Source organism: Nocardioides lentus, from assembly GCF_039529515.1.
Lineage (GTDB): Bacteria > Actinomycetota > Actinomycetes > Propionibacteriales > Nocardioidaceae > Nocardioides > Nocardioides lentus.
This window is the reverse complement of record NZ_BAAAMY010000007.1, coordinates 221622-248107: the sequence shown is the minus strand read 5'-3', so window position 1 is coordinate 248107 and position 26486 is coordinate 221622. Positions and strand designations below refer to the sequence as shown.

24 protein-coding genes are annotated in these 26486 nt (G+C 74.0%); 15 read left to right on the top strand and 9 right to left on the bottom strand.

Going from position 1 to position 26486, the window contains the following annotated elements:
- Nucleotides 1–79 precede the first annotated feature (79 nt).
- The 3 genes from ABD158_RS15515 to ABD158_RS15505 all read left to right on the top strand — a co-directional run bounded on the left by ABD158_RS15515 (nt 80) and on the right by ABD158_RS15505 (nt 2971).
- On the top strand, nt 80–1192 hold the full coding sequence (locus tag ABD158_RS15515; protein ID WP_344008472.1) for an S-(hydroxymethyl)mycothiol dehydrogenase: 1113 nt from the start codon (nt 80–82) through the stop codon (nt 1190–1192).
- Entirely contained in the window at nt 1192–1812 is a 621-nt protein-coding gene (locus tag ABD158_RS15510) for an MBL fold metallo-hydrolase (RefSeq protein ID WP_344008471.1), read from the top strand. Before ABD158_RS15515 ends, ABD158_RS15510 begins: the two co-directional genes overlap by 1 nt.
- Nucleotides 1813–1930: 118 nt before the next feature.
- Nucleotides 1931–2971, top strand: coding sequence for a cobalamin B12-binding domain-containing protein (locus ABD158_RS15505; protein WP_344008470.1), 1041 nt, complete (start codon nt 1931–1933; stop codon nt 2969–2971).
- 17 nt (nt 2972–2988) lie between these two features.
- Here ABD158_RS15505 and ABD158_RS15500 read toward each other — a convergent pair whose 3' ends face one another.
- A complete protein-coding gene (locus ABD158_RS15500; RefSeq protein WP_344008469.1) occupies nt 2989–4182 on the bottom strand; it encodes a class I SAM-dependent methyltransferase in 1194 nt (397 codons plus the stop codon).
- A 244-nt stretch (nt 4183–4426) separates the two neighbouring features.
- Here ABD158_RS15500 and groES point away from each other — a divergent pair, with 244 nt between their 5' ends.
- Together groES and groL are read left to right on the top strand one after the other, a co-directional pair.
- On the top strand, nt 4427–4720 hold the full coding sequence (gene groES, locus ABD158_RS15495) for a co-chaperone GroES (RefSeq protein WP_344008599.1): 294 nt from the start codon (nt 4427–4429) through the stop codon (nt 4718–4720).
- Between the two features lie 84 nt (nt 4721–4804).
- Nucleotides 4805–6424, top strand: a complete 1620-nt coding sequence (gene groL / locus ABD158_RS15490) for a chaperonin GroEL (protein ID WP_344008468.1) — start codon at nt 4805–4807, stop codon at nt 6422–6424.
- A 416-nt stretch (nt 6425–6840) separates the two neighbouring features.
- Here groL and ABD158_RS15485 read toward each other — a convergent pair whose 3' ends face one another.
- Nucleotides 6841–8355, bottom strand: coding sequence for a hypothetical protein (locus tag ABD158_RS15485; protein WP_344008467.1), 1515 nt, complete (start codon nt 8353–8355; stop codon nt 6841–6843).
- Between the two features lie 81 nt (nt 8356–8436).
- Here ABD158_RS15485 and ABD158_RS15480 point away from each other — a divergent pair, with 81 nt between their 5' ends.
- Nucleotides 8437–9342, top strand: coding sequence for a GNAT family N-acetyltransferase (locus ABD158_RS15480; RefSeq protein WP_344008466.1), 906 nt, complete (start codon nt 8437–8439; stop codon nt 9340–9342).
- Nucleotides 9343–9384: 42 nt separating this feature from the next.
- Here ABD158_RS15480 and ABD158_RS15475 read toward each other — a convergent pair whose 3' ends face one another.
- Nucleotides 9385–9984, bottom strand: a complete 600-nt coding sequence (locus ABD158_RS15475) for a hypothetical protein (protein ID WP_344008465.1) — start codon at nt 9982–9984, stop codon at nt 9385–9387.
- 59 nt (nt 9985–10043) lie between these two features.
- Between ABD158_RS15475 and guaB the strand changes: the two genes are divergently transcribed.
- Complete coding sequence (guaB, locus tag ABD158_RS15470; RefSeq protein WP_344008464.1) at nt 10044–11558, top strand: IMP dehydrogenase; 1515 nt, start codon at nt 10044–10046, stop codon at nt 11556–11558.
- Nucleotides 11559–11580: 22 nt separating this feature from the next.
- Here the strand turns inward: guaB and ABD158_RS15465 are convergent, their stop codons facing one another.
- Nucleotides 11581–11970 carry a tautomerase family protein gene (locus ABD158_RS15465; protein ID WP_344008463.1) on the bottom strand — a complete coding sequence of 130 codons (390 nt, stop codon included), beginning with the start codon at nt 11968–11970 and terminating at the stop codon, nt 11581–11583.
- A gap of 39 nt (nt 11971–12009) precedes the next feature.
- Here ABD158_RS15465 and ABD158_RS15460 point away from each other — a divergent pair, with 39 nt between their 5' ends.
- The 6 genes from ABD158_RS15460 to ABD158_RS15435 all read left to right on the top strand — a co-directional run bounded on the left by ABD158_RS15460 (nt 12010) and on the right by ABD158_RS15435 (nt 19041).
- Nucleotides 12010–13116, top strand: coding sequence for a GuaB3 family IMP dehydrogenase-related protein (locus ABD158_RS15460; RefSeq protein WP_344008462.1), 1107 nt, complete (start codon nt 12010–12012; stop codon nt 13114–13116).
- A 119-nt stretch (nt 13117–13235) separates the two neighbouring features.
- Nucleotides 13236–14663, top strand: a complete 1428-nt coding sequence (locus tag ABD158_RS15455; protein WP_344008460.1) for an APC family permease — start codon at nt 13236–13238, stop codon at nt 14661–14663.
- A gap of 1 nt (nt 14664) precedes the next feature.
- Nucleotides 14665–15129, top strand: coding sequence for a universal stress protein (locus ABD158_RS15450; RefSeq protein WP_344008458.1), 465 nt, complete (start codon nt 14665–14667; stop codon nt 15127–15129).
- Nucleotides 15130–15188: 59 nt separating this feature from the next.
- Nucleotides 15189–16601 (top strand): FGGY family carbohydrate kinase, encoded by a 1413-nt coding sequence (locus ABD158_RS15445; protein ID WP_344008457.1) that lies wholly within the window; start codon nt 15189–15191, stop codon nt 16599–16601.
- Between the two features lie 54 nt (nt 16602–16655).
- Nucleotides 16656–17819, top strand: coding sequence for a xylose isomerase (gene xylA / locus ABD158_RS15440; RefSeq protein WP_344008455.1), 1164 nt, complete (start codon nt 16656–16658; stop codon nt 17817–17819).
- 1 nt (nt 17820) lies between these two features.
- Nucleotides 17821–19041: an ROK family protein gene (locus tag ABD158_RS15435; RefSeq protein ID WP_344008454.1), complete on the top strand. Its 1221-nt coding sequence runs from the start codon at nt 17821–17823 to the stop codon at nt 19039–19041.
- Nucleotides 19042–19091: 50 nt separating this feature from the next.
- Here ABD158_RS15435 and ABD158_RS15430 read toward each other — a convergent pair whose 3' ends face one another.
- The 5 genes from ABD158_RS15430 to ABD158_RS15410 all read right to left on the bottom strand — a co-directional run bounded on the left by ABD158_RS15430 (nt 19092) and on the right by ABD158_RS15410 (nt 24374).
- Complete coding sequence (locus ABD158_RS15430; RefSeq protein ID WP_344008453.1) at nt 19092–20309, bottom strand: ROK family protein; 1218 nt, start codon at nt 20307–20309, stop codon at nt 19092–19094.
- A 10-nt stretch (nt 20310–20319) separates the two neighbouring features.
- A complete protein-coding gene (locus ABD158_RS15425; RefSeq protein ID WP_344008452.1) occupies nt 20320–21609 on the bottom strand; it encodes a sugar ABC transporter permease in 1290 nt (429 codons plus the stop codon).
- A 32-nt stretch (nt 21610–21641) separates the two neighbouring features.
- Complete coding sequence (locus tag ABD158_RS15420) at nt 21642–22418, bottom strand: ATP-binding cassette domain-containing protein (protein WP_344008451.1); 777 nt, start codon at nt 22416–22418, stop codon at nt 21642–21644.
- Between the two features lie 117 nt (nt 22419–22535).
- Nucleotides 22536–23603, bottom strand: a complete 1068-nt coding sequence (locus ABD158_RS15415; RefSeq protein WP_344008450.1) for a sugar ABC transporter substrate-binding protein — start codon at nt 23601–23603, stop codon at nt 22536–22538.
- 282 nt (nt 23604–23885) lie between these two features.
- Nucleotides 23886–24374: a hypothetical protein gene (locus ABD158_RS15410; protein WP_344008449.1), complete on the bottom strand. Its 489-nt coding sequence runs from the start codon at nt 24372–24374 to the stop codon at nt 23886–23888.
- 105 nt (nt 24375–24479) lie between these two features.
- Between ABD158_RS15410 and ABD158_RS15405 the strand changes: the two genes are divergently transcribed.
- Nucleotides 24480–26102, top strand: coding sequence for a succinic semialdehyde dehydrogenase (locus ABD158_RS15405; protein ID WP_344008448.1), 1623 nt, complete (start codon nt 24480–24482; stop codon nt 26100–26102).
- Nucleotides 26099–26486: FAD-dependent oxidoreductase (locus tag ABD158_RS15400; RefSeq protein WP_344008447.1), on the top strand; the 388-nt coding region annotated here is incomplete at its 3' end. The genes ABD158_RS15405 and ABD158_RS15400, both read left to right, overlap by 4 nt.

Sequence of the window (26486 nt, the reverse complement as noted above, 5' to 3'; positions counted from 1 at the left end):
GGCCCGCTGTGGTCCGCGGGACCCCCGCCCGGGCGTTAGGTTGGGCCGGTCACACCCCGCAGCCTCAGAGGAGCACCGCATGCAGCAGGTCAGGGCCGTCGTCGCGAAGGCCAAGGGCGAGCCCGTCAGCGTCGAGACGATCAACGTGCCGGACCCCGGCCCCGGGGAGGCGGTGGTGCAGGTGCAGTCCTGCGGCGTGTGCCACACCGACCTCCACTACCGGGAGGGCGGCATCAACGACGAGTTCCCGTTCCTGCTCGGCCACGAGGCCGCCGGGGTCGTCGAGTCCGTGGGCGAGGGGGTCACCGAGGTGGCCCCGGGCGACTTCGTCGTCCTCAACTGGCGCGCGGTGTGCGGCGAGTGCCGGGCCTGCGACCGCGGCGAGCCGCAGTACTGCTTCAACACCCACAACGCGACCCAGAGGATGACCCTCGCCGAGGGTGACCTGGCGGGCACCGAGCTGTCCCCGGCGCTGGGCATCGGCGCCTTCGCCGAGAAGACCCTCGTCGCCGCCGGCCAGTGCACGAAGGTCGACCCGGAGGCCCGCCCGGCCGCCGTCGGCCTGCTCGGGTGCGGCGTGATGGCCGGCATCGGCGCCTCGATCAACACCGGCGGGGCCGGTCGCGGCAAGAGCGTCGCCGTCATCGGCTGCGGCGGCGTGGGCGTCGCGGCGGTCGCGGGGGCGGCCCTCGCGGGCTCCAGCCCCGTCATCGCCATCGACATCGACCCCCAGAAGCTCGAGGCCGCGAAGGCCCTCGGGGCGACCCACACCATCGACTCCTCGAGCGAGGACGTCCTCGCCCGGGTCAAGGAGATCTGCGGCGGCTACCACGAGGGCGCCGAGGGCGCCGACGTCGTCGTCGAGGCCGTCGGTCGCCCGGAGACGTGGAAGCAGGCGTTCTACGCCCGCGACCTCGCCGGCACCGTCGTCCTGGTCGGCGTCCCGACCCCCGACATGACCGTCCCCGAGATCCCGCTGATCGACGTGTTCGGCCGGGGCGGCGCGCTGAAGTCGAGCTGGTACGGCGACTGCCTGCCCAAGCGCGACTTCCCGATGCTCGTCGACCTCTACCGCCAGGGTCGTCTCGACCTCGACGCCTTCGTCACCGAGGAGATCGGCATCGACGACGTCGAGGCGGCCTTCGACAAGATGCACTCCGGCGCCGTCCTCCGCTCGGTGGTGGTGCTCTGATGTCCGCCGGCCGGGGCCTGCGGGTCGACCACGCCGTCACCAGCGGCACCTTCAGCCTCGACGGGGAGACCCACGAGGTCGACAACAACGTGTGGGTCGTCGGCGACGACGACGAGTGCGTCGTCATCGACGCCCCGCACTCCGTCGACGACATCCTCGCGGTGGTGGGCGGGCGGCAGGTCAAGGCGATCATCGCCACCCACGCCCACGACGACCACGTGCGCGTCGCCCCCGAGCTGCGGGAGCGCGTCGGCGCCCCGATCCTGCTGCACCCGGCCGACAAGCCGGTCTGGGAGCTCACGCACCCCGACTCCCTGTGGGACGTGGACCTCTCCGACGACCAGACGATCAAGGTCGCGGGCGCCGTCCTCAAGGTGCTCCACACCCCGGGTCACGCCCCCGGCGCGGTCTGCCTCTACGTGCACGACCTCGGCTGCGTGTTCACCGGGGACACCCTGTTCAACGGCGGCCCCGGCGCCACCGGTCGCTCGTTCAGCGACGCCGACGAGATCGTGGCGTCGATCCGCCGGCGCCTGCTGGACCTGCCCGACGAGACCGTGGTCCACACCGGCCACGGCGAGGACACGACGATCGGCCAGGAGCGGGCGAACCTGGCCTGAGCCGTCGGCCGCGCGGGGACCCGGGGGAGCGCTCCTCGGGTCCCCGCGACAGCCGTGCCCCCGGCGCGTACAGTGACGAAAAATCTCCACACGCGGGGATCGAACCTGGGGACGGACCGTGGACCCGGACTACTGGCAGGCCTTGTGCGACGGCGACCGGCACGCGTCGCTCGCCGCCGTGAAGCGCCTGCGCGCCGCCGGTCTGACCAACGGCGAGATCATCACCGAGCACGTGCTGGTGGCGCAGCGTCGCGTCGGTGACCTCTGGCTCGCCGGGGAGTGGACGGTCTCCCAGGAGCACGCCGCCACGGCCATCAACGAGGGCCTCGTGCACTGGCTCGGCTCGTTCTCCGACCCGCCGGACCCGGCGCGTCCGCTGATCCTCGTCTCCTGCCTGGAGCAGGAGTGGCACGCGCTGCCGGCCCTCGTCGTCGCCGAGTCGATGGTCGAGGCCGGCTACCGGGTCAACTACCTCGGCGGTGCGCCCGAGCCCGACGACCTGCTGCGCCAGGTGCTGCGGCTCAAGCCGCGCGCCGTGATGTTCAGCGCCTCGCTCACCTCCTCGCTGGGCCGGCAGAAGCGGATGCTGGGCCAGATCCGCTCCCTCGGCCTGCCCGTCGTCGTCGGCGGCCAGGGGTTCGGCGCCGACGACCGCCGGGCCCTCGCGCTCGGCGCCACCGCGTGGTGCGCCAGCCCGGCCCACGCCGTACGGCTCCTCGACGAGCTGCCGACCCGCCTCGAGCGCGTGCCGGTGGAGGAGCCGACACCCGCCGACGAGGAGGCGGCCTGGATCGAGGAGCACCGCGCGGAGATCGTGCGCTACCTGGTCGCCGGCCTGCGCGACGTCGAGAGCTTCTCCGAGGCGCTGCTCAGCGCGGAGCGCGGCTGGCTCAAGGAGCTGGAGGGTCTCGCCGACCACCTCGTCGGCTGCCTGTCCGCGGCGCTGGTCACCGGCGACGAGACCATCATGCTCGAGGCCCAGGCCTGGATGAACCGGGTGCTGCTGGCCCGCGGCATCGACGGCGTGCTCCTCGTCGAGGCCTGGTCGCTGCTCGCCGAGGCGCTGCGCGGCCAGCCGCTCGCCCGCGCCACCGTCGCGTCGGCCGCCAGTTACGCCGAGCAGTCCGTCGACTCCGACGGCGACGGCCTCGCGGTCTGAGTCCGGACCCGGTCGGCTCAGTCCACCGGACGCACGAGCAGCGCGGTCCCCGCACCGGCCACCCGGGTCATCACCAGCGTGGCCGTGACGTCGCCGCGCAGGTCGAGCCGCGCGCGGAGCTGCTCGGGCACCACGTCGACGCCGCGCTTCTTGATCGTCAGGGTCCCGACACGGCGGAACCGCAGCGCGGCCCGCAGCTGCTTCTCGCGGTAGGGCAGCTCCTCGACCACCTCGTAGGAGCGGGCGAGGGGGCGGGCGGCCGGACGGTCCGCGGTCACGTAGGCCAGGTGCTCGTCGACCAGGTGGCCGCCGACCTGCGCCGCGACCGCCGTGACCAGCCCCGCGCGCACCACCGCGTCGTCCGGCTCCACGAGGTAGGACCCGACCGGCCCGACCGGGGCCGTCCCGCCGGGCGGGACCGGGTCGTCCTCGTCGGTCAGGGTGGCGAGGCCCTGGTCGGCGAGGACGGTGGCGCGGCGGCGTGCGGTCGCCAGCGCCCCGCCCCACAGCGCGGCCTCCTTGAGGTGGCCGTGGTCGCTGACCCACTCCGCCTCCACGCCGGCCGGGACCAGGTCGTGGGGGATCCCCGGCGCCACCTTCGCGACCGCCGGGGTGTCGCCGGCCAGGAGCCGCTCGACGAACTCCCACGGCGGGGTCCAGTCGTCGGCGCGGAAGCGGCGCCCGGCGCCGCTGCGACGGGCGGGGTCCACGAGGACGGCGTCGAACGGCGCGGTGGCCAGCGCGGTGCCGTCCTGCACGTCGACGGCGCCGGGCAGGCCGAGGGCGTCGAGGTTGGCCCGCGCCACGGCGGCGGTGACCGGGTCCAGGTCGACGCCGACGCACGCCGCTCCGGTCGCCGTCGCGACCGCCATCAGGTCACCGCCGATGCCGCAGGTGAGGTCGGCGAACGTGCGCACGTCGTACGCCGCGAGCCGCCGGGCCCGGTGCGCGGCGACGGCGGGCCGCGTGGACTGCTCCAGGCCGTCGGGGGTGAAGTAGAGGCCGTCCGCGGCCGCGCCGAACTTCGCCCGTGCCCGGCGGCGCAACGTGGCCTGGCCCATCGCGGCGGCCACCCGGCCGCCCTCCGCCCGGCGCCGCAGCCGCGCCTGCAGCGCGAGCTCCGCCTCGCCGCGGTCGAGGCCCGCCCCGGCGTCGGCGAGGAGCCGCTGCCCCTCGTCGGTCAGCAGCCAGGCGAAGGCGTCGAGGTCCACCCGGCCATCCTCCCGCAGCGACCGCGTCGACGGGCAGGCGCGGTCCGGCCCCTCCCTGGCACTCACCGGTGCTGAGTGCTAGTTTCGGCATTGGCACTCTCGCCACGAGAGCGCCAGCCGGCACCGGGGTGCGGCACCCGCGACGACGCTCCCCGAGGCAGGCCCCGAACACACTGCGGTCCGACGTACGCGCCGGACCGGCCCGCACACACCCGTACCAGTGGAGAAAGTGGAGGTCGACATCGTGTCGGTCAACATCAAGCCCCTCGAGGACCGCCTGGTCGTCAAGCCGCTCGACGCGGAGCAGACCACCGCGTCCGGCCTCGTGATCCCCGACACCGCCAAGGAGAAGCCCCAGGAGGGCGAGGTCCTGGCGATCGGTCCGGGTCGCGTCGACGACAACGGCAACCGCGTCCCGCTCGACGTCACCGTCGGCGACAAGGTCATCTACAGCAAGTACGGCGGCACCGAGGTGAAGTACTCCGGCGAGGACTACCTGATCCTCTCGGCGCGCGACGTGCTCGCGGTCGTCTCCTGACGACCAGCCCCCAGCTGCACCCGTAGGGCGGGTCCGTGCCGCTTCGCGGTGCGGACCCGCACTCATTCACCGAGGAGATCCACCTTGCCCAAGATCCTGGAGTTCGACGAGCACGCTCGTCGCGCGCTCGAGCGCGGCGTCGACGCGCTCGCCAACGCTGTGAAGGTCACGCTCGGCCCCAAGGGCCGCTACGTCGTCCTCGACAAGAAGTGGGGCGCCCCCACCATCACCAACGACGGCGTCACCGTCGCGCGTGAGATCGAGCTCGACGACCCGTTCGAGAACCTCGGCGCGCAGCTGACGAAGGAGGTCGCCACCAAGACCAACGACGTCGCCGGTGACGGCACCACCACCGCGACCGTGCTGGCCCAGGCGATGGTCCACGAGGGCCTGCGCGCCGTCGCGGCCGGCGCCAACCCCATGTCGCTCAAGCGCGGCATGGACAAGGCCACCGAGGCCGTCGGCGAGGCGCTGCGCTCCGCCGCCCGCGAGGTCGACTCCCGCGAGGACATGGCGTCCGTCGCGACGATCTCCAGCCGTGACGCCCTCATCGGCGACCTGCTCGCGCAGGCCTTCGACAAGGTCGGCAAGGACGGCGTGATCACCGTCGAGGAGTCCAACACCCTCGGCACCGAGCTCGAGTTCACCGAGGGGATGCAGTTCGACAAGGGCTACATCTCGCAGTACTTCGTGACCGACCCCGAGCGGATGGAGGCCGTCATCGACGACCCCTACATCCTGCTGCACCAGGGGAAGATCTCGGCGATCGGCGACCTGCTCCCGCTGCTCGAGAAGGTCATCGCCGCCGGCAAGCCGCTGTTCATCCTGGCCGAGGACGTCGACGGCGAGGCGCTGTCGACCCTGGTGGTCAACAAGATCCGCGGCACCTTCAACGCCGTCGCGGTCAAGAGCCCCGCCTTCGGTGACCGCCGCAAGGCGATGATGCAGGACATCGCGACCCTGACCGGTGGTCAGGTCGTGGCCCCCGAGGTCGGGCTCAAGCTCGACCAGGTCGGCCTCGAGGTCCTGGGCCAGGCGCGTCGCGTGGTCGTCACCAAGGACGACACCACGATCGTCGACGGCGCCGGCGACGCCGACGCCGTGGCCGGTCGCGTCAACCAGATCAAGGCCGAGATCGAGTCCACCGACTCGGACTGGGACCGCGAGAAGCTCTCCGAGCGCCTCGCCAAGCTGGCCGGCGGCGTCTGCGTCGTCCGTGTCGGCGCGGCCACCGAGGTCGAGCTCAAGGAGAAGAAGCACCGCATCGAGGACGCGGTCTCCGCGACCCGTGCGGCCATCGAGGAGGGCATCGTCCCCGGTGGTGGCTCCGCGCTGATCCACGCCGCCTCGGTGCTGGAGGACGGCCTCGGCCTCACCGGCGACGAGGCCCTCGGCGCGCGCATCGTGCGTCGTTCGGTCGACGAGCCCCTGCGCTGGATCGCCGAGAACGGCGGCGACCAGGGCTACGTGGTCATCTCCAAGGTCCGCGAGCTCGGCGTCGGCAACGGCTTCAACGCCGCCACCGGCGAGTACGGCGACCTGGTCGCCCAGGGCGTCCTGGACCCGGTGAAGGTCACCCGCTCGGCGCTCGTCAACGCCACCTCGATCGCGGGCATGCTGCTCACGACCGAGACCCTGGTCGTCGACAAGCCCGCCGAGGAGGAGCCCGCCGCGGCCGGTCACGGCCACGGTCACGGCCACTGAGCCAGGTCCCTCCCGCAGCACCCGCTCCACCTGCTCCACCCGCGACGCCCCCGGTCCCTCGGACCGGGGGCGTCGTCGCGTCCGGCCGGGCGGGGGATGGTCCCTGACGTCCGGACCCTGGCCGGGGGGTAGTCCCTGACGTTCGGACCGTGGGCCGGGGAGTAGTCCCTGACGTTCGGAGCGTGGGCCGGGGTAGTCCCTGACGTTGTGGCCCGGTCCCGGGCCGGATCCGGGTCCGAACGTCAGGGACCATCGGGCCGCCCGGTGCCGGTGGTCCGAACGTCAGGGACTACCAGGCCGCCCGGTGCCTGGTGGTCCGAACGTCAGGGACTATCCCGGCCGCCCGGCCCGGGTGGTCCGAACGTCAGGGACTACCCCGGCCGCCGGGGCCCGGAGCATGACCCGGGGCGGGCCCGTCAGGGGCAGGGGACGTCGGGGGCGGGGCGGCGTACGCCGTCGAGCAGCCAGATGCGGGGGCCGTCGCCGCAGACGTCGACCACCTCGGTGTAGCGGGTGCTGACGGTCTCCCACAGGACGGGGGCCCAGGGGTTCTGCCACGAGCCGAACCAGGCGGCCTCGACGATCCAGGTCGGCGCCTCGGGGCCCTCGAGGACGGCCCGGAGCTCGGCGTACTCGGGGTCGAGGGTGCGCATCGGCAGGCTCCACAGGTGTCGGTACGGCGAGTCCATCCCCGACAGCAGCTGCACGTCGGCGCGCCCGCCGAAGACGACCAGCGTGTCGCCGGGCCCGGACGCCGCGGCGAGCGCGTCACCGATCGCGGCCTCGCGTGGACGGTCGGCGCCGACCACGTTGACCGACACCCACGCGGCGGAGGCGACCAGGCACGAGACGACGCTGGCGACGATGACGCCGCGCATCACCAGGCCCCGCTTGCTCGTCGAGCCGCGCCGCACCAGCATCGCCGCGCACAGGGCGGTGCCCGGCACCAGCGTGAAGAGGTAGGCCCGCCAGAAGCTGCCGCCCAGCGCGAGGGCCACGACGTCGACCGCCAGCATCGCGACGATCGCGGCGGTGAGGGCCGGCTCGTCGCGCCACTCGGCGACCGCGTGCACCACGAACCCCCCGATGATCAGCACCATCCCGGCCGCGAAGGCGAAGGACAGCAGCTCGAGCGCGCGGACGTCGTTGGCCTCCGACGAGTACGCCGAGATCACGGCGAACGCGTCGGAGCGGAAGCCGTAGACGTCGTACCACAGCGTCTCCAGCCGGACGCCGGCCGCGAGGGCCCACCCGACGGTCGCGGCGACCGGCACCACGGCACCGACGGCGGCGGCGGCCCCGAGCCGGACGGCCCGACCCGGTGCCAGGCGGCCCGAGAGGGCCCCGCCGAGCAGGAGCACCGCCCCGAAGACCAGGCCCCCGGCGAGGTTCTGCTTCATCCCGAGCGCGGAGGCGGCGAGCAGCCCGGCCGCGCCGGCCTGCAGCAGGGCGCGGCCCGGCGGCGGCTCCGCGGCCGCCCCCCGGTCCCCGGTGCGCGCGGCGAGCAGCGCCAGCCAGCAGCTGCCCATCACCAGCGGGAGCCCGAGGAGCTCGCCCTTCGCCGCGACCGAGTCGACGGCGGCGTTGGACACCACGGCGGCCGTCGCGACGGCGGTCCAGGCCGCCGCGCGGTCCCCGGCCACGACGCGGGCGCACCCGGCGGCCGCGACCACCAGGAGCACGCAGGCGACCGCGCCGGCGGCCCGCAGGGCGACCACGCCGCCGAGGTGGTCGAGGAGCCCGACGAGGGCGATCAGCTGCGGCGGACGGTCGACGAAGTACTGCCCGTACATGCTGGTCGGCTCGGGGTCCCAAGCCCGGGCGACCAGGATGAAGCCGGCCTCGTCGGGCCGTGGCGGCCAGAAGAACCCGGGGAAGCGCAGCAGCGCGGCGGCGAGCGCGGCCGCGGCGACCACCGTCCGGCTCCCCACGGGCACCGAGGGTAGCGAAGCGAAACACCGCCGACCCCGCGCCGACCCCGTCGCGCAACGCGGGCGGGGGATGCTCGGCGCATGTGGTGGCGAGTGCGGACGAACCTCCCCGACCGGCCGGGGTCCCTCGCGGAGCTGGCGCGGGCATGCGGCGAGGCGGGGGTCAACATCCTGGGGCTCCAGGTCTTCCCGGGGATCGGGTCGGTGACCGACGAGCTGGTGCTCCGGGTGCCCGACGGCTGGACGTCCGCCGACCTGCTGCGCCTGGTCGGCTCGGCCGGGGGCGAGCAGGTGGCCGCGGTGCCCTGCACCGAGACGGCGCTGGTGGACCAGGCGACCCGCTACGTGCGGGCGGCGCGGACGATCCTGGCCGAGCCGGCGGCGTTCCCGGAGGTCGTCGCGGGCCTCTTCGACGCCGGCGCCGGGCCCGAGCCGCTCGACGCGGACGGCGCGCCGCTGGACGTGATGGACATGCGGGTCGGCGACGTGTCGGTGCAGGTCCGGCGCCGCGCCCCGTTCACCGCCACCGAGCACGCCCGGGGCGCGGCGCTGGCCGACCTGGTCGACGACGTGCTCGCCCGGAGCCGGGCGGAGGCCCTGCCGTCGGCCGGGCGTCGGCTGGGGGAGGGGGCCGTGCCGCAGCACGTGGCGGTCGAGGGCGGCGTGCGGGCCGTCGTCGACGGCGTGGTCGTCGGGGCCGCCGCCCTCGGCGAGACCACCCTGGAGTGGGGCGAGGGCGTGCGCCCGGTCCGGCTCAGCGTCGACCCGGCGTGGCGGCGGCGCGGCGTCGGCACGCGGCTGCTGGTCGACGTGGCCCGCCGTGCGGGCGCCGAGGGCGCGACCGACATCCTGCTCGACACCGCCGCCGACAACCAGGCCGTGCTGCCGATGGTCCTGGCCGCCGGCCTGCGCGGTCGGATCCGCATGAGCGCGGACCGGCTCACCGTGCTCATCGGCGTGCGCGAGCTGTCCGGCGCCCGCTCCTGAGCGGACGCCGGACGGCCCGCGCGCGGACCGGTCGGTGGCGCGTCAGCCGCGTCGGACGGCGGGCCCGAACTGGCGGCGGGCCGGCACCCAGTCGTTGGGGCCGTACTCCTGGGCGGTGCGCACCGACACGGCGAGCGAGCGCGGGTTGCCGACGCAGCTGCGCTTGAAGGAGAAGGTGAAGACCCGCTGCTGCGGAGGCCGCTGGACCGGTGCGCGGCCGCACGTCACCCGCTTACGAGGCGGCAGGAACGTCCCCGCCTCGTCGGCCGGCCACTTGCCGGCCCGACGGATGAACGACCGGGAGTCGTCGATGACGTCGTAGACGACCATGTACTCGGGCCCACGGTCGCGCGGGGCCGTGTCGACGAAGACGTTGTAGAAGTCACCAGGCGCGTTGGGCCGGGTCATCACGACGCGGACGGTCACCCGTTCCCGGCCGTGGTGCACGGTCACGCGCGCCATGTCGCCGATGGACCCGTTCTTGCCGTCGTTCGCGCCGCCGCGGTCCGGCACCACCCGGTAGGCCGCCGAGGCCGGTGCCGCGGCGAGGCCCAGCGCCAGCAGCGCGGCGGCGAGGACGGCGACGGTCCTGGCGAGTCGTGGTCGGATGCTGCTCCGTCGTGTACCCCCGTGGATGTCCATGCCGCCCACCCAACCGTGGTCGGCGGGCGGCGTCCAGCGTCCGCGCCTAGACTCGGGCCATGGACGACCTCCTCGGCATCCCGGACAAGTTCGCCGCCGTCGGGCTCACCTACGACGACGTGCTCCTGGCGCCCGGCTTCTCCGAGATCGCGCCCGCCGACATCGACACCACCACGCGGCTGACCCGCGAGATCTCGCTGCGGGTGCCGCTGGTGAGCGCCGCGATGGACACCGTCACGGAGTCGCGGATGGCGATCGCGATGGCCCGCGAGGGCGGGATCGGCGTGCTGCACCGCAACCTGTCGACCGCCGACCAGGCCTACCAGGTCGACCTCGTCAAGCGGACGCAGACCGGGATCATCTCCAACCCGGTCACGATCGGCCCGGACGCGACGCTCGAGGAGCTCGACCGGATCTGCGGGGAGTACCGCGTCTCCGGTCTGCCGGTCGTCGACGCCGACGACCGTCTGCTCGGCATCATCACCAACCGTGACCTGCGGTTCACCCCGGTCGCGGAGTGGGCCACCACCAAGGTGGACGAGATGATGACCCCGATGCCGCTGATCACCGGCCGCGTCGGCATCTCCCGCGAGGACGCGACCGCGCTGCTGCGCAAGCACAAGCGCGAGCGGCTGCCGCTGGTCGACGACTCCGGCCACCTGCGGGGACTCATCACCGTCAAGGACTTCGTCAAGGGCGAGCAGTTCCCCCACGCGTCGTACGACGGGGACGGCCGGCTGATGGTGGGCGCCGCGATCGGCTACTTCGGCGACGCCTGGGAGCGCGCCACCACCCTGGTCGAGGCCGGGGTCGACGTGCTGGTCGCGGACACCGCCCACGGCCACGTCAGCCTGCTGCTCGACATGGTCCGTCGGCTCAAGGCCGACCCCGCCACCCGTCACGTGCAGGTCATCGGCGGCAACGTCGGCACCCGGGCGGGCGCCCAGGCGTTCGTCGACGCGGGCGCGGACGCCGTGAAGGTGGGCGTCGGCCCGGGCTCCATCTGCACCACCCGCGTCGTGACCGGGGTGGGCGTGCCGCAGGTCACCGCGGTCCACGAGGCCTCCCTGGCCTGCGGGCCGGCCGGGGTGCCGGTCATCGCCGACGGCGGCATGAAGTACTCCGGGGAGATCGCCAAGGCCCTGGTCGCCGGCGCCGACACCGTCATGCTCGGCTCCCTGCTCGCCGGCTGCGAGGAGTCGCCGGGCGAGCTGGTCTTCGTCAACGGCAAGCAGTTCAAGTCCTACCGGGGCATGGGCTCGCTGGGCGCGATGAGCAGCCGCAACAAGAAGTCCTACTCCAAGGACCGCTACTTCCAGGCCGAGGTCGTCAGCGACGACAAGATCGTGCCCGAGGGCATCGAGGGCCAGGTCGCCTACCGCGGTCCGCTGTCGGCGGTGGCCCACCAGCTCATCGGCGGGCTCACGCAGTCGATGTTCTACGTCGGCGCCCGCAGCGTGCCCGAGCTCAAGGAGAAGGGCCGCTTCCTGCGGATCACCTCGGCGTCGCTGCAGGAGTCGCACCCGCACGACGTGCAGATGACCGTCGAGGCGCCCAACTACGCCGGGCGCTGACGCCCCACCCGTCGCCGGCGCCTCACAGCTCCCCGGTGAGGAACTGGGCGCGGCCCATCCCGAACGACCAGTCGTCGCGACCCACCTCCGCGACCGAGACCACCAGGTCCTCGGGCCGGAGCCCGCAGCGGGCCTCCAGCCGCTCGGCCAGCGCGGCGTACAGCGCCTGCTTCTGTGCGGTGTCGCGGCCCTGCTGGAAGACCTGGACCACCACCTGCTGCGAGGTCCGCTCGAGGCCGAGCCCGGTGTCCTCGAGGATGATCCGCCCCGGCGGGTGCTCGGTGACGACCTGGTAGCGGTCGCGGTCGGGGGCGGCGAACACGTCGGTCATGCACTCCTGGACGACGTCGGCGAGCAGCCGGATCTCGTCGTCGGTGCGTCCGGTCTCGAGGTCGATGCGTACGAGAGGCATGCCCGTCGGGTACCCCGGGCGGGGCCCTAGGCTGCTCCCATGACCGAGATCCAGATCGGCCAGGCCAAGCGGGCCCGGCGGGCCTACGCCTTCGACGACATCGCGATCGTCCCGTCGCGCCGCACGCGCGACCCCGAGGAGGTCAGCACCGCCTGGCAGATCGACGCCTACCGGTTCGACCTGCCGGTCGTGGCGGCGCCGATGGACTCGGTGATGTCGCCGGCGACGGCGATCGCGCTGGGCCGCCACGGTGGCCTGGGCGTGCTCAACCTCGAGGGCCTGTGGACCCGGTACGAGGACCCGACCACGCTCCTCGAGGAGATCTCGGAGCTCCGCGGCCCGGCGGCGACGAGGCGGATGCAGGAGATCTACGCGCAGCCGGTGGTGCCCGAGCTGGTGGCCGCCCGGCTCCACGAGATCCGCGACGCGGGCGTGACGGTCGCGGGCTCCCTGTCGCCCCAGCGCACCAAGGAGCTCGCGAAGACCGTCGTCGACGCCGGGGTCGACATGTTCGTCATCCGCGGCACCACGGTCTCCGCCGAGCACGTGTCGTCGGCGGCCGAGCCGCTGAACCTCAAGGAGTTCATCTACGAGCTCGACGTGCCGGTCATCGTCGGCGGCTGCGCGACCTACCAGGCCGGCCTGCACCTGATGCGCACCGGTGCCGCCGGCGTGCTCGTCGGCTTCGGCGGGGGAGCGGCCCACACCACCCGCAGCGTGCTGGGCGTCGCGGTGCCGATGGCCTCCGCGGTGGCCGACGTCGCCGCGGCGCGGCGCGACTACCTCGACGAGTCGGGTGGCCGCTACGTCCACGTCATCGCCGACGGCTCGATCGGCCGGTCGGGCGACCTGGCGAAGGCCATCGCCTGCGGCGCCGACGCCGTCATGGTCGGCTCGCCGCTCGCGCGTGCCACCGACGCCCCGGGCCACGGCTTCCACTGGGGCGCCGAGGCCCACCACCCCGAGCTGCCGCGCGGCGAGCGGGTCGAGTTCGGCACCGTCGGCACCCTCGAGCAGATCCTCTTCGGACCCTCCGAGGTCGCCGACGGGACGATGAACCTCATCGGGGCGCTGCGTCGGTCGATGGCGACCACCGGCTACACCGACCTCAAGGAGTTCCAGCGCATCGAGGTCATCGTCCAGTAGCCGCCTGCCACCTCCGGACACGCCGAGCGGGCGGCGCTGGTTGACACCCGTGACGGTTGGCGGTCGACTGGCGGGCCAGCACGACAGCCACGGGCCCGGGCCCGGGAAGCGAGCAGCCTGTGTCCGATCCGAAGCCGTCCTCCGCCGCCGTGGCCGACGACGGCGGCCTAAAGCGCTCCATCACCGGCCGCCTGCTGTTCTTCTACGTCCTCGGTGACGTCCTCGGCTCCGGCATCTACGTGCTCATCGGCTCGGTCGCCGGCGAGGTCGGGGGTGCGTTCTGGGCGGCCTTCGCGGTCGGGGTGACGGTCGCCGCGTTCACCGGGCTCGCGTACGCCGAGCTGGCGACCAAGTACCCCCAGGCGGCCGGCGCGTCGCTCTACGTCAACAAGGCGTTCGGCAACCGTGGCCTGACCTTCCTGACGACCGTGCTCTACCTCTCGGCGACGTTCGCGGCCGCGGGGTCCCTGGCCGCGGGGTTCGCGCAGTACTTCGGCCAGATCTGGGACCTGCCGCCCGCCCTGCTCGTGATGGTCCTGTTCGTCGGCCTGCTCGCGTTCGTCAACTACATCGGCATCACCGAGTCGGTGGTCGTCAACATGGCCATGACGATCGTCGAGGTCGTGGGCCTCGGCATCGTCCTGGTCGTCGGCGTGATCTACGTCAGCCGCGGCGACGCGGACTTCTCGGTGCTGCTGAACTTCTCCAGCGGCGACAACATCGTGTTCGCGATCATCGCCGGCGTCGCCCTGGCCTTTTTCGCGATGACCGGCTTCGAGAACGCCGCCAACGTCGCCGAGGAGACCATCGACCCGTCCCGCAACTTCCCGCGGGCCCTGGTCGGCGGCATGGCCGCCGCGGGCGTGATCTACGTGCTGGTGTCGATGGCCGCGGCCCTCGTCGTCCCCGTCGACACGCTGGCCAACTCCGACGCCGCGCTGCTCGAGGTGATCCGCGCCGGGATCCTCCCGGTCCCCGTGGCGGCGATGGTGCTGGTCTTCGCGGTCATCGCGATGATCGCCATCAGCAACACCACGCTGGTCCAGGTCGTGACGCAGTCCCGCATCCTCTACGGCATGGCCCGCCAGGACGTCGTCCCGGCCGCGTTCGCGAAGGTCCACCCGGTGCGGCGCAGCCCGGTCACCGCGATCGCGTTCAGCGCGGTGGTGGTCGTCCTGCTGCTCGTGGTCGGCGACCTGCTGAACCGGATCGGCCTGGAGATCGACATCGTCGAGCGGCTCGCCGCCGTCACCGTCGTGCTGCTGCTCGTCGTGTACGCGGGCGTGATCATCGCCTGCTTCAAGCTGCGCAACCAGGACGCCCGTGAGGACACCTTCCGGGCCCCCACCGCCCTGCTCGCGGTCGGCCTGCTCGGCAACGTCGTCCTCCTGTACTACGTGATCTCCACCGACCCGGGCTCCCTGCTGTGGTGCGCGGGCCTCGTGGCGGTCGGCCTGCTCCTGTTCGTCGCCGAGGTCACCTTCGGCAAGCGCGACCGCCCGCCGGGCGTCGAGCGCGGCACCCCCGTCGAGGGAAGGAAGCACTGAGATGGCCACCGCCTCCGGGATCCACGTCGTCGTCGCGACCGACGGCTCCAAGCAGTCGCTCGCGGCCGCCAAGCACCTGCTGACCTTCGCGGACCCCACCCGGATCTCGGACGTCTCCGTGGTCGGGGTCGTCAGCCCCTACGCGTCGGTGGCCTTCGCCGACGACATCTCCCAGGGGTCGTCGGACCGCACGTTCCGCGAGGCCGCCGAGGACGCCGTCGCCACCGTCGCGGCCGTCTTCGACGGCTGGGGGCCCACGGTGCACCGGCGGATCCGCAGCGGCTCCCCGGCCAACGAGATCGTCAAGGCCGCCGGAGCGCTCGGCGCCGGCCTCGTCGTCGTCGCCAGCGGCAGCCGGGGCCTCTCGGCGACCGTCCTGCTGGGCAGCACCGCCCAGCGGGTGCAGCACTCCGCGCCCTGCCCGGTGCTCGTCGTCCGACCGACGCGGAAGCCGAAGAAGGCCTAGCCCCGCGCCGGGGACGACCCGGTTGACAATTAGTACGGACCTCGTACTTAATAGTTCCTGTGACGCTCGTCATGGGGATCGACTCCTCCACCCAGTCCTGCAAGGCCGTGCTCGTGGACGCCGCCGACGGCACCGTCGTCGACGCGCGGAGCGTCCCGCACCCGCCCGGCACCGAGGTCGACCCCCGCGCCTGGCACGCCGCGGTCGACGCCGCCACCGAAGGACTGCTCGAGCGCGCCGACGCCGTCGCGGTCGGCGGCCAGCAGCACGGCATGGTCGCCCTCGACGAGGACGGCGTGCCCGTGCGCGACGCGCTGCTGTGGAACGACACGCGCTCCGCGGCCGCGGCCGACGACCTCGTCGCCGAGATGGGCGGTCCCGCGGCGTGCGCCGAGCGGGTGGGCAGCGTGCTGGTGGCCTCGTTCACCGTCACCAAGCTCCGCTGGCTGCGCGACGCCGAGCCCGACACGGCCGCCCGCGTGGCCTCCGTCCTCCTGCCGCACGACTGGGTCTCGCTGCGCCTCTCCGCCCCGGGCACCGACGCCTTCACCGATCGCGGCGACGCCTCGGGCACCGGCTACTTCGACGCCGCCACGACGCGCTGGCTGCCCGACCTGCTCGGCGCCGCCCTCGGCCACGACGCGTCGCTGCCGCGCCTGGTCGCCCCGGCCGAGCAGGCCGCGGCCACCGCTGCCGGCGCGCCGATCGGCGCCGGCACCGGGGACAACATGGCCGCCGCCCTCGGCCTCGGGCTGCGCACCGGCGACGTGCTCGTCTCGCTCGGCACGTCCGGGGTCGCCTCCACCGTCAGCGCCACGCCGGTCGCGGACCCGACGGGGGTGGTCACGGGCTTCGCCGACGCCGCCGGCGGCTACCTGCCGATGGTCACCACCATCAACGCCGCCCGGATCCTCGACCTCCAGGCCGCCTGGCTCGGCGTCGACGCCGACGGGCTCGCCGAGCTCGCGCTGTCCGCGGAGCCGGGGGCCGGCGGCGTGACCCTGTCGCCGTACTACGGCGGGGAGCGGTCGCCGAACAGGCCCCGCGCCACCGGCACCTGGAGCGGGCTGACGGACGCCACCACCCGCGCCGACCTCGCCCGCGCGGCCGTCGAGGCCCTGCTGTGCAGTGCCGCGGAGGCCATCGACCGGCTCGTCGCCGAGACCGGCCGTGAGCCCCGTCGCGTCCTGCTCACCGGCGGCGCCGCCCGCAGCCGCGCCGTCAGGGCCCTGGCCCCGGGGTTCCTCGGCCGCGAGGTGCACCTCCCGCCGCTGGCCGAGTACGTCGCGCTCGGCGCCGCGCGCCAGGCCGCCTGGGTCCTCGGCGGCGGCGACGCCCCGCCGGCCTGGGAGGTCGACGGGGCCGAGGTGCTCCCCGCCGACGACGCCCTGCTGGCCCGGTGCGGCGAGGTCCGCGCGCGCTACGCCGCCCTGCGCGACGCCACCACCGCGTGGCCCCCCGTGCCCCGCTGACCGCCCCACCTGCCCGACCCGCACCCGACCCGTACCGACCCCGGAGGACCCGCCATGACCCTGCCCACCCCGACGCCCGCCGATCGCTTCTCCTTCGGCCTGTGGACCATCGGCTACACCGGCCGGGACCCGTTCGGCGAGGCCACCCGCCCCGCGATGGACCCCGTCCACGCCCTGGAGAAGCTCGCCGAGCTCGGCGCCTACGGCGTCAACTTCCACGACGACGACCTGATCCCGTTCGGCAGCGACGACGCCGAGCGCGAGCGGATCCTGGGCCGCTTCCGCCAGGGCCTGTCCGACACCGGGCTCGCCGTCACGACCGCGACGACCAACCTCTTCTCCCACCCGGTCTTCAAGGACGGCGCCTTCACCGCCAACGACCGCGACGTCCGCCGCTTCGCGCTGCGCAAGGTGATGCGCAACATCGACCTGGCCGCCGAGCTCGGCGCCGAGGTCTACGTGTGCTGGGGCGGCCGCGAGGGCGCCGAGTCGGGCGCCGCGAAGGACGTCGCGACGGCGCTCGACCGCTTCCGCGAGGCCTTCGACGTCCTCGGCGACTACGTCACCGAGCGCGGCTACGACATCCGCTTCGCGATCGAGCCCAAGCCCAACGAGCCCCGCGGCGACATCCTCCTGCCCACCGTCGGTCACGCGCTGGCCTTCATCGAGCAGCTCTCGCGTCCCGAGCTGGTCGGCGTCAACCCCGAGGTCGGGCACGAGGAGATGGCGGGGGTCAACGCCGCCCACGGCTACGCGCAGGCCCTGTGGGCCGGCAAGCTCTTCCACATCGACCTCAACGGCCAGCACGGTCCCCGCTACGACCAGGACCTGCGCTTCGGCGCCGGCAACGTCCGCGGCGCGTTCTGGGTCGTCGACACCCTGCTCGCCGGCGGGTACGACGGGGTCGTGCACTTCGACTACAAGCCCGTGCGCACCGACGGTGAGGACGGCGTCTGGTCCTCGGCCGCGGCCTGCATGACCAACTACCTCGTGCTCCGCGACAAGGTCCGGGCGTTCCGCGCCGACCCCGAGGTCGTCGAGGCCCTCGCCGTGTCCCGCGTGCCCGAGCTCGCCGAGCCGACGCTGGGCGAGGGCGAGAGCATCGCCGACCTGCTCGCCGCCCCGGCCGAGGACGTCGAGGCCCTCGCCGCCCGCAGCATGGGCTACGAGCGGCTCGACCAGCTCGCGCTCGAGCACCTGTACGGCGTCCGGGGCTGACGTGCCGCCGGCGGGCCGCGCCGACGCCACCGCGACCACCACGCCCGACGACCTGCGACGTCGCACGACGGCGCGGGTGCTGCGGAGCCTGCGCGACGACGGGCCCGCCGGCCGGGCGCGGCTCGCCGAGGTCACGGGGCTGTCGAAGGCGACGACCGGGACGATCGCGGCGCGGCTCGCCGACCTCGGCCTGATCGACGAGGCCGACGCCGACCCCGGGACCCCCGGGGCCGGCGGGTCCGGCGGGTCGGTCGGAGCGACCCGCGGGCGTCCGGTCCGTCCGGTCGCCCTGCGGCCGGGGGTGCTGGTCGGCCTGGGGATGGAGCTCAACGTCGACTACGTGGCCGTCGCCGCGGTCGACCTGGCCGGCGGCGTGGCGCGCCACGCGGTGCGCGCCGCCGGTCCCGACGACCGGGTCGGGGCGCTGGTGGGCCTGCTCGCCGAGGTCCGGGAGGCGCTCGGCGAGGTCCGGACGGCGGGCGCCGTGCTGGCGGTGCCCGGCCTGGTCGAGGCCGACCGGGTCACCTGGGCGCCCAACCTGCGGACGACGGGGGAGGAGGTGGCGGCCCGCCTCCGCGGGCTGCTCGGGGAGGCCGTGCCCCTGCACCTCGACAACGACGCGAGCTGCGCCGCCTGGGGCGAGGTGCGCCACGGCGCCGCCCGGGGGGCGCGCCACGCGCTGTACCTCACCGGCACCGTCGGCCTCGGCGCCGGCATCGTGGCCGACGGCCAGGTGCTGCGCGGTGCCGCCGGCAACGCCGGCGAGGTCGGCCACGTGCCCCTCGGTCACCCGGGCGCCCCCTGCGGCTGCGGACGGACGGGCTGCTGGGAGACCGCCGTGGGCCTCGGCGCGATGCTCGCCGCCACCGGCCAGCCCGAGCGCGGCACCCCCGTCGCGACCGCCGAGGCCGTCGCGGCCCGGGCCACGGTCGACCCGGGCGTCCGCGAGGGCGTCCGTCGGGTGGCCGAGGACCTCGCCCGCGGCCTGGCCGTCGTCGCCAGCGTCGTCGACCCCGAGGTCGTGGTGCTCGGCGGCTACCTCGGGGCGCTGGGCGCGCACCTGCTCGACCCCGCGACCGAGGCGCTGGACCGTCTGCTGCCGTCCCCCTCGCAGCGACGGCCCGACCTGGTCGCCGGCCGCCTCGGCATCGACGCCGCCGCCGTCGGGGCCGCCGAGCTGGCTCTCGACCCGGTGCTGCTCGGCGACGTCGACCCGCCCTGAGAGCGGTCCTCCCAGGCGGTCCTCCCAGGCGGTCCTCCCAGGCGGTCCTCTCAGGCGGTGGGCGACAGGCGCGGGGCCCGCAGCACGCCGACCGGGTCGGCGAGCAGGGGCTCGAGGGCGAGCTCGGCCGCGCCGAGGAGCACGGAGTCCGAGCCGAGGCCGGGCAGGCACAGCGTCACCGACTCCCGCGGTGCGGGCAGCGTCGCGGAGTCCAGGCCGGCGGTCACGTCGCCGGGCACCAGCCGGTAGAGGAAGCGGAAGTAGCCGCCCATCACCACCATGCGCGGGTTGAAGGCGTTGACGATCCCCGCGAGCCCCTCGCCGACCTCGCGGCCGATGGCGCCCAGCCCCGGAGGGGCGGTGTCGAAGGCCTCGAGCACGGCCTCGAGCCCGGCCAGCCGCTCCGGGGGGCAGCCGACCGTCTCGGCGATGGCAGAGGCGCCGACCGCGGTCTCGAAGCAGCCGTGGTTGCCGCAGTGGCACTCGCCGCCGCCCGCGGTGAGGCGCAGGTGGCCGATCTCCCCGGCGTACCCACCGGCGCCGGCGAGCGGGACGCCGCCGGCGACCACGCCCGCGCCGACGCCGACGTGGCCGGAGACGTAGACGAGGTCCTCGATGGCGACGCCGACCCCGCGGTGGTGCTCGGCGAGGGCGCCGAGGTCGGCGTCGTTGCCGATGACGACCGGCACGTCGACGCCGAGCGCGGCGAGCACCATCGGGCCGGGGGAGACGTCGACCCAGCCGAGGTTGGGCGCGAGGCGCACGAGGCCGTCGCGGCGCCGCACCAGCCCGGGCACGGCGATCCCGATGCCGACCATCGGCGCGCCCGAGGGCGCCCCGTCGGCGACGCGGCGCACCAGCGCGGCGATGTCGGCGGCCACGCGCCAGGCCTCGCGGTCGCCGCCCACCGGCTCCTCGGCGCGCTCGTGGACGAGCCCCGCGAGACCGATCCGCGCCACGATGATCCGGTCGACCCCGAGGTCGACGGCCACCACGAAGGGGCCGTCGTCCGCGGCGGCGACGCTCTGCGACGGGCGACCGGCGCCCTGCCGGGCCCCGGTCGACGCCGGGGCCGTCGTCGTGAGCCCGAGCTCGGCGAGCTCGCCGGCCAGACCGCCGATGGTGCTCCGGTTCAGCCCCATCGCGGTCGTGAGCTCCGCGCGGGACGTCGGCCCCGCGAGGTGCACGTGGCGGAGCATCGTCGACAGGTTGTGCCGGCGGATCGCCTCCTGGTTGGCCCCGGTCCCGAGGCGGGGGGAGGTGACCACGGCCAGGATCCTAGAGGCCGGAGGCCGAGCGACGGCGCCGCGAGATGGCGTCGACGCTCGCGGCGACCAGCAGGACGATGCCGGTGACGAGGAAGTTGATGTAGGCCGCCTGGTTGAGCAGGCCCAGGCCGTTGGCGATGGTCGCGATGACGACGCCGCCCAGGACGGCGTGGATGGCGCGGCCCTTGCCGCCGAACAGGCTGGTCCCGCCGATCACGGCGGCGCCCACGGCGTACAGCAGCGTGTTGCCGCCACCCGACGCGGTCGAGACGCCGCCGGTGTAGGACGACTGGACGATGCCGGAGACCGCCGCCAGCGCGGAGCAGATCATGAAGGCGTAGACCTGCATGCGGGGCACGTTGATGCCGGCGCGGCGGGCGGCCTCGGCGTTGCCGCCGACCGCGTAGAGGTGGCGGCCGAAGGCGGTGCGGTCGAGCACGAAGGTGCAGATCAGCAGCAGGACCACGACCAGCGGCAGCACCCAGGGGATGCCGGTGATCGGGAAGTTCGGGTTGACGCTGCGGTTCAGGCTGAGCAGCCCGGTCAGGCCCAGGACGACCACCGCGACGGTGGCGATGCGGAGCAGGACCACGCTGAAGGGGTGGTGCTGGAGCCGGTTGGCGACCTGGCGGCGGTGCTGGAGCAGCGAGCCGACGGCGAAGGCGACGACCAGGAGCGCCGCCGCCACCCAGCCGGCGGTGACCGGGACGGTGTCGATGGTCAGGCCCCGCAGCACGGGGTCGTTGACGCCGACGGAGCCGCCCTGGCCGATCATCCGCAGGATCACGCCCTGGAGGCCCAGGAAGAAGGCCAGCGTCACGACGAACGACGGGATGCCGAGGCGGGCGACCAGCGCGCCGATCACGACGCCGATCACGGCGCCACAGAGGATGCCGAGCGCGACGGCGGCGTACCAGGGCCAGCCCTGGTTGGCGACGGTGAGGGCGGTGGCCGCGGCGGCGACGCCGCCCGCGACGCCCGCGGAGAGGTCGATCTGCCCGATCAGGAGCACGAAGACCAGCCCCATGGCGAGCAGCACGATGGGCCCGGCCTGGACGACGAGGTTCGCCATGTTGAGCAGCGAGAAGAAGCGGTCGTTGGAGAGGCCGAACACGACCATGAGCACGGCCAGGCCCAGGATCGCGGGCAGCGAGCCCATGTCGCCGCCGCGGACGCGGGCGACGTAGCCCTTGAGGGAGTCGAGCATGGTGGCGGCGGAGGTGCTGTCGTGGGCGAAGTCGCTGGCGGCGACGCTGTCCTTCGTGGCGCCGCCGTCGGTGCTGGTGGTGGTCGTGCTCATCGGTGCCTCTCTCGGGTCCGGTGCTCGCGTGCTCAGACGGTGGCGGTGGCGGGGTTCTCGGCGATGCCCAACGAGCCGCTGCGGCCCGCCGTGATCAGCTCGACGATCTGGCTGTGGTTGACCTGGGCGGTCGGCACGTCGGCCGCGACGCGTCCGAGGTAGAGCGCGGTCACCCGGTCGGCGACCTCGAGGACGTCGCCCATGTTGTGGCTGATGAGCACCACGCCGAGGCCGCGGTCGGCGAGCCGACGCACGAGGTCGAGGACCTGGCGGGTCTGCGCGACGCCGAGGGCGGCGGTGGGCTCGTCGAGCAGGACGATGCGGGAGTTCCACAGCACGGCCTTGGCGATCGCCACGGTCTGGCGCTGGCCGCCGGAGAGGCTGGCGACGGACTGGCGCACGGACTTCACGGTGCGCACGGACAGCGAGGCGAGGGTCTCCCGGGCGCGGGACTCCATCTCGGTCTCGTCGAGCACGACGCCCTTGCGGGTCTCGCGACCCAGGAACATGTTCTGGACGATGTCGAGGTTGTCGCACAGCGCGAGGTCCTGGTAGACGACCTCGACGCCGAGCGCCGCGACGTCGCGGGGCCCGGAGACGTCGACGGGCCTGCCGTCGAAGAGGTAGTCGCCGTTGTCGCGGCCGTAGATCCCGGCGATGACCTTCACGAGGGTGGACTTGCCCGCGCCGTTGTCGCCGACCAGGGCGGTGACCTGCCCCGGGTGGACGTCGAAGTCGACGTCGTGGAGCACGTGCGCGTTGCCGAAGCTCTTGTTGACCGAGCGCAGCTGGAGCAGGGGGGTGGTCATGCGTCCTCCGGGAGCCTGAGCGGGTTCGTCCGTACGGGGTGGAGCGGGGTGCTGGTGGGCGTGCTGGTGGGGCGTGGCCCCGCCGGTGCAGACCGGCGGGGCCACGCCCGATCGGGGTCAGGAGACGCCGGCGTCCTCGCACAGGGAGGCGAACTCGCCGGTGCAGACGTCCTCGGCGGTCTGGCCGCCGTCGTCGATGACGTCCTGGACGTTGTCGGCCGTGATCGACTGCGGCTCGAGGAGGATCGAGGGGACCTCGCGGCCACCCTCGACGTCCTCGGTGGTGCCGTTGGTCTCGGCGTCCTCGCCGTTGACGAGCGCGATCGCCGCGTCGGCGAGCGCACCGGCCTCCTGGGTGGCGGACTTGTAGACGGTCATGCACTGGTCGCCCGCGAGGATGGCCTGCAGGCCCTCCACGGTGGCGTCCTGTCCGGTCACCGGCACCTCGCCCGCACGGCCGTCGCGCTCCAGGATGGAGATCGCGGCGCCCGCCAGTCCGTCGTTGGCCGCGTAGACGCCGTCGATCTCGCCCCCGGCCTGCGTGTAGAGCTGGTCGAAGATGGTGACGGCCTCGTCCGGGTCCCAGTCGGGGACGGCCTGCTCGCCGACGTTCTCGTAGCCGCTGACCTCGTCGAGCACGCTGTGCGCGCCCTCGGAGAACAGGGTGGCGTTGTTGTCGGTGGGGGAGCCGTTGAGGTAGGCGATGTTGGCGGTGTCGCTGCCGAGGCACTCCTGGAGACCCTGGCCCTGGAGCTCGCCGACGACGGTGTTGTCGAAGCTGACGTAGTAGTCGGCGGAGCCGCCGAGGGTCAGGCGGTCGTAGTCGATCGTCCGGACGCCCGAGCTGGCGGCGCGCTCCTGGATCGCGGCGCCGGACTCGGAGTCGAGGTTGACGATCGCCAGCACGGTGGCGCCGTTGGTGATCATGCTGTCGGCGATGGTCGCCATCCGGTCGGCGCTTCCCTCGGCGTTCTGGATGTCGTACTCGACGCCGGCCTCCTCGAAGGCGGCCTCGAGAGCGGGGCGGTCCGCGCTCTCCCAGCGCACCGAGGACTCGGTGTCGGGGAGGATGACGCCGATCGCGCCCTCGGCCTCGCCGCCGGAGCCCGAGCCCGAGCCGCCCTCGGACCCGCTGTCGTCGCCGCCGCACGCGCTGACAGAGAGAGCCAGTCCCACCACGGCCATGATGGCCATTCCACGCTGTCGCTTCACGCGATCCGCCCTTCGTCCCGACGACCGAGCTCCGATGCGCGGTCCGTCATTTGTTGTCTCGAACAACGTAAAGGGTGACTGCCGTCACGTCCAGACGGTGGGATCTGCAAGTTTTCCGCAGGGCCGCCTCAGAGAGCCGCGCGCGCCGGGTGAGAGGGCGGGTCGAACCTTGGTGTCCGAGACAACAAAAGACCGGCTGGATTCGTCGGGCGGTCGACGACCTCCGGCCCGGACTGGCGGGAGGTCGGCGGGCGGTCAGCGGGCGGTCAGCACCCCGAGGTCCTCGCGCAGGGTGGTGCGGGCCCCGTCGCGCTCGAGCGCCTCCGCGAACCGGTTCACGGGGCGCGACCAGGGCCAGACGTGGAGGAGCAGGCCCGCGACCGCGACGGCGGCCGCGCCCGCGACCAGCCAGAAGGGCTCGGGGGTCTCCACCACGAAGGCGAGGGCGATCGTGAGGAGCAACGGGGCCTCGGTCAGGACGAAGCGCAGCATCGCCGCGGTCTGCCAGCGCTGCGCGGACACCGTCCGGGCCGTCCCGGCGTCGGTGCCGGGCGTCAGGGGAGGGGTGCGGTAGCCGAGCAGCTCGGCGAGCACCACGCCGCCGACGGCGAGGGCGGCGACCACGAGCGGCCACGGGCCCCACGTGGCGCCCTCCCGGGGCAGCAGCACGAAGGACAGGGCGACGGCGATAACGACCGGGGCGCCGACGAGGGCGCCGGCGAGGGGCAGGTAGGACTGGCGCATGCGCCCAGGGTGCCCCGGGAGGGCCGCCGGTGTCCGCGACATCGTGTGACGGAAACCTGTTACTCGAGGGTAGGCACGGGTGTGCTGCTCACCTACCCTCGGCACATGAACGCTCCCGATCCGTCCGCCGCCGGAGACCCCCTGCTGCACGGGCCGCGCGACCCCGAGCACGACCCGCGCGCGTCCTACGCGCTGGAGCCGGAGTACGTCGCGGCGCTGACGTCGCGGCTGCTCGCGACCTCGGGGGAGGGCCGCGCCGTGGAGTCCCCGCTGGCCGGCCAGCCGCTGGCGCACCTGCCGCTGTCGAGCACCGCCGACGTGGACGAGGCGTTCCGTCGCGCCCGTCGCGCTCAGGAGGCGTGGGCCCGCACGTCGTACGCCGAGCGCGCCGCCGCGCTGCACCGCCTGCACGACCTCGTCCTGGACCGCCAGGACGAGATCATGGACCTCATCGTCTGGGAGTCGGGCAAGGCCCGCAAGCACGCCTTCGACGAGCCCCTGCACGTCGCGCTGACGGCCCGCTACTACTCCCGCACCCTGGCCCGGCACCTGGAGCCGTCGCGCGTGCGCGGGGCGATCCCGGTGCTCACCCGGGTCGACCTGAGCCGCGTGCCCAAGGGCGTCGTCGGCGTGATCGCGCCGTGGAACTACCCGTTCACGATGGCGCTGTGCGACGGCATCGCGGCGCTCGCCGCGGGCAACGCCGTCGTCAGCAAGCCCGACAGCCAGACCATGCTGACCGCCCTGCTCGGCGCGCAGCTGCTCGAGGAGGCGGGCTTCCCCCGTGACCTGTGGCAGGTCGTGCACGGCCCGGGCTCCGAGACCGGTCCGGCGATCGTCGAGCGCGCGGACTACGTGTGCTTCACCGGCTCCACCCGCACCGGGCGCGACGTCGCCCGGCGCTGCGCCGAGCGGCTGATCGGCTGCTCGCTGGAGCTCGGCGGCAAGAACCCGATCCTGGTGCTGCGCGACGCCGACCTCGAGCGGGCCGCCGAGGGCGCCGTGCGCGCGAGCTTCTCCAACGCGGGCCAGCTCTGCGTGGCGATGGAGCGGATGTACGTCGCCGACCAGGTCTACGACCGCTTCGTCGAGCGGTTCGTCGCCCGCACGGAGGCGATGACGATCGGCGCCACGACCGGTTGGGACAACGACATGGGGTCCCTGATCTCCGCCGCCCAGCTCGAGACCGTCGTGTCCCACGTGGACGACGCCGTCGCCAAGGGCGCGCGGGTGCTCACCGGCGGCCGCGCGCGCCCCGACCTCGGGCCCTACATGTACGAGCCGACGATCCTCGAGGGCGTCACCCCCGAGATGACCTGCTTCGGCGACGAGACCTTCGGGCCCGTCATCGCGCTGTACCGGTTCGGCGACGAGGCCGACGCGGTCGCTCGCGCCAACGCGGGCTCCTACGGGCTCAACGCCGCCGTCTACAGCCGCGACGTCCGGCGGGCGCGCGACGTCGCGAGCCGGATCCGCTGCGGGACGGTCAACGTCAACGAGGCCTTCGCCGCCACCTTCGCCTCCATCGACGCCCCGATGGGCGGGATGCGGGAGTCCGGCCTCGGGCGTCGCCAGGGCGCGGAGGGCCTGCTGCGCTTCACCGAGACCCAGTCGGTCGCGACGCAGCGGGTGATGCGCTTCGGGCCGATGCTCGGCATGTCCGACGAGTCCTACGCGCGGATGATGACCGTCAGCCTCCGCGTGCTCGACAAGCTGGGTCGCGCGTGAGCGCCCGCGAGCAGGGCTCGGCGCCGGAGCACGACTACGACGTCCTCGTCGTCGGGTCGGGCTTCGGCGGGTCGGTCACGGCGCTGCGACTCACCGAGAAGGGCTACCGGGTGGCGGTCCTCGAGGCGGGCGCCCGCTTCGCCGACGACGACTTCGCGAGCACGTCGTTCGACGCCAAGCGCTTCCTGTTCGCCCCCTCCGCGGGGTGCTACGGCGTGCAGCGCATCGACGTCGTGCGCGACTGCGTGATCCTCGCCGGAGCCGGGGTGGGCGGTGGGTCGCTCAACTACGCCAACACCCTCTACGAGCCGCCGGACGCCTTCTTCCGCGACCGCGCATGGTCGCACATCACCGACTGGAAGGCCGAGCTCGCGCCGTACTACG

Coding starts and splice junctions, on each gene's coding strand:
- ABD158_RS15515 (WP_344008472.1), top strand. CDS start 80: ATGCAGCAGGTCAGGGCCGTCGTCGCGAAGGCCAAGGGCGAGCCCGTC.
- ABD158_RS15510 (WP_344008471.1), top strand. CDS start 1,192: ATGTCCGCCGGCCGGGGCCTGCGGGTCGACCACGCCGTCACCAGCGGC.
- ABD158_RS15480 (WP_344008466.1), top strand. CDS start 8,437: ATGTGGTGGCGAGTGCGGACGAACCTCCCCGACCGGCCGGGGTCCCTC.
- ABD158_RS15475 (WP_344008465.1), bottom strand. CDS start 9,984: ATGGACATCCACGGGGGTACACGACGGAGCAGCATCCGACCACGACTC.
- guaB (WP_344008464.1), top strand. CDS start 10,044: ATGGACGACCTCCTCGGCATCCCGGACAAGTTCGCCGCCGTCGGGCTC.
- ABD158_RS15465 (WP_344008463.1), bottom strand. CDS start 11,970: ATGCCTCTCGTACGCATCGACCTCGAGACCGGACGCACCGACGACGAG.
- ABD158_RS15460 (WP_344008462.1), top strand. CDS start 12,010: ATGACCGAGATCCAGATCGGCCAGGCCAAGCGGGCCCGGCGGGCCTAC.
- ABD158_RS15450 (WP_344008458.1), top strand. CDS start 14,665: ATGGCCACCGCCTCCGGGATCCACGTCGTCGTCGCGACCGACGGCTCC.
- xylA (WP_344008455.1), top strand. CDS start 16,656: ATGACCCTGCCCACCCCGACGCCCGCCGATCGCTTCTCCTTCGGCCTG.
- ABD158_RS15425 (WP_344008452.1), bottom strand. CDS start 21,609: ATGAGCACGACCACCACCAGCACCGACGGCGGCGCCACGAAGGACAGC.
- ABD158_RS15420 (WP_344008451.1), bottom strand. CDS start 22,418: ATGACCACCCCCCTGCTCCAGCTGCGCTCGGTCAACAAGAGCTTCGGC.
- ABD158_RS15415 (WP_344008450.1), bottom strand. CDS start 23,603: ATGGCCGTGGTGGGACTGGCTCTCTCTGTCAGCGCGTGCGGCGGCGAC.
- ABD158_RS15410 (WP_344008449.1), bottom strand. CDS start 24,374: ATGCGCCAGTCCTACCTGCCCCTCGCCGGCGCCCTCGTCGGCGCCCCG.
- ABD158_RS15405 (WP_344008448.1), top strand. CDS start 24,480: ATGAACGCTCCCGATCCGTCCGCCGCCGGAGACCCCCTGCTGCACGGG.